The organism is Pedobacter sp. 01T416_2 (assembly GCF_056398925.1).
Window position 1 is genome coordinate 1 of record NZ_JBFTQI010001017.1, and the last position, 1,702, is coordinate 1,702.

The window sequence follows — 1,702 nt, forward strand, 5'->3', positions numbered from 1 at the left end:
GGCATGGTGCTTAACTTAATGACATTGAGCATTGCCCTGCAGTTACTTCTGCATTTGTAAAAAACAAGATTGCCCAGTTGCCCGTTAATTTTGATTATTCCATTCTGGATYGCCATAATTTTAGTATATTGTGGTTAAACAAAAGGATGATTACTCAATTTAATCGATCTGATTAAAAATCCTTAAACCCCACCTTTACGCCACATTTACCCCACGTTCAAGCCACCTTCTGGCCAGGCTTGGCTATGCCTTGCTGTACACCTACTTGCCTACTGCTTCGGACTTGCTTTGGTTGAAACAGAACCACGTTGAAGATCAGCGATGTCAAAGATTTGCATCGCTTTAGGTTGGCGGGTTAACAATAGTTAAATAAAAGGTGAAAGGAAACATAGCCTAGGGTTATTTTGGGCCACAGCTGTGTCGGTATCGGGGTATGGAAAATGGTGGGGGAAGGCAAAATACAAAACGCCCGGATGTATTAGCCGCCTATGGTTTAAGATTCCCGCCTGTGCGGGATCCGATAGCTATCGGATGACGACCGTATTAGAAAGTACAAAGATCTCTCCACTACGGTCGAGATGACAACCCAGCGTGCCCCTCATCGTTTCAAAGTAATCAATCTACGGATGCCTGTCTCTGCATCATACTATCTGCATCCTGCTATCCGGCCTAACAGATTTTCGAGGGAAAAAGCACGGAAATCTGTGCACTCCCCATGAGATTTTAAAATCATATAGGTCTAAAAAATAGATAATCTCAATTTTATTTTCTTAAATTGGCTATACAATCTAACCAATTTTATCATGCCGAAAGATCATTTATATTCAACTACAGTTACTTGGACGGGCAATAAAGGCTCGGGTACAATGGATTACCGTTCGTACGATCGCGATTATGTAATTTCAGTAAAAGGCAAAGCCGATATTTCAGGATCATCTGATTCTGCTTTTTTGGGCGATAAATCTAAATATAACCCAGAAGATCTGTTATTGGCCTCAATATCCAGCTGTCATATGCTCTGGTATTTACACTTATGCTCTAAAAACGAAATTGTAGTGATTGATTATAAGGATGAGGCCGTAGGTACAATGGAAGAATCGGCTGATGGCAGTGGCCGTTTTAGAGAGGTTACCCTTCATCCCCAGGTTTTAATAGCCGATAAGGCACATTACGAACTTGCAGCTTCGCTGCATCATGAGGCAAATAAAATGTGTTTTATTGCCAATTCATTAAATTTTCCAGTTAAACACGAACCTACTTGTAAAGCAGAAAACGGTTAACAGCTTTCAGTTGGCAGTCATATCGAACTGCCAACTGAAAATTGTGTACTGTCAACTATTTAGCTGACCAAACATTATCTTTCGGCGTAGCATCTACATAAATGCCATTATCTAAACCAATTGACTTTATTTTTTTAGCGGTATTAACTATTACATTCACCTCTTTCTGGTTTGCTTTCCAAACCGCTGGCGTTTTATGAATCGTTTCAGTTTTCCCATCGGTATAAGTAACCACTATATCAAAAGGAATAACAAAGCCACCAATATTTTTAATGGTTAGGGTAGATTTTCCTTTTGCAGGTGTTACTTTGGCAATGGCTAAATCAAGATAATTGTTGGTGAAAAACCAATTTTGGAAAAACCAGTTTAAATTTTGTCCAGATCCCGCATTCATCGAGTTGAAATAATCCCATGGAATAGGG

General features: G+C 39.7%; 1 protein-coding gene and 1 pseudogene. One reads left to right on the plus strand and one right to left on the minus strand.

The genetic code is table 11. From position 1 onward, the window contains the following. The first annotated feature begins 803 nt into the window (after positions 1-803). A complete protein-coding gene (locus AC1DPQ_RS26890) occupies positions 804-1,280 on the plus strand; it encodes an OsmC family protein (RefSeq protein ID WP_215129683.1) in 477 nt (158 codons plus the stop codon). A gap of 55 nt (positions 1,281-1,335) precedes the next feature. On the opposite strand, the pseudogene AC1DPQ_RS26895 reads toward AC1DPQ_RS26890, so the two are convergent. Continuing rightward, positions 1,336-1,702: pseudogene (locus AC1DPQ_RS26895) on the minus strand (M1 family peptidase); the annotation flags it as partial.

Excerpts from the sequence above, each read along its gene's own strand:
- AC1DPQ_RS26890 (WP_215129683.1), top strand. The coding sequence starts at position 804 with ATGCCGAAAGATCATTTATATTCAACTACAGTTACTTGGACGGGCAAT.